The organism is Bacillus sp. SIMBA_031, assembly GCF_046535225.1.
In the GTDB taxonomy this organism is placed as follows: domain Bacteria; phylum Bacillota; class Bacilli; order Bacillales; family Bacillaceae; genus Bacillus; species Bacillus velezensis.
In genome coordinates, this window is record NZ_JAWRXC010000539.1 from 1 (window position 1) to 248 (window position 248).

Sequence of the window (248 nt, forward strand, 5' to 3'; positions counted from 1 at the left end):
CTCGGGTTCTTCAGTGGCAAGTCCTTTCATGGTCTCCGCGATAAACGCATCGAGCGGCATTGCGCGCGGGTCGCCGCTCTTCTTCACCAGATCCGTATCGACCCATGGTGGCGCGATCTCCTGAACAGACACGTTCGTGTCACGCAGCATGAAACGCTGTGACAGCGCGTACGAGTGCAGCGCTGCCTTGGAGGCGGAGTAGACGGCATTCGTCGCGATCGGCACATAGGCCAGGACCGATGTGTTAT

The 248-nt window shown here is 59.3% G+C and carries 1 protein-coding gene; it reads right to left on the minus strand.

Annotation, left to right across the window (positions count from 1 at the left end; translation table 11 throughout):
- Positions 1-248: SDR family NAD(P)-dependent oxidoreductase (locus tag SB724_RS21300; RefSeq protein WP_410573001.1), on the minus strand; the 248-nt coding region annotated here is incomplete at both ends.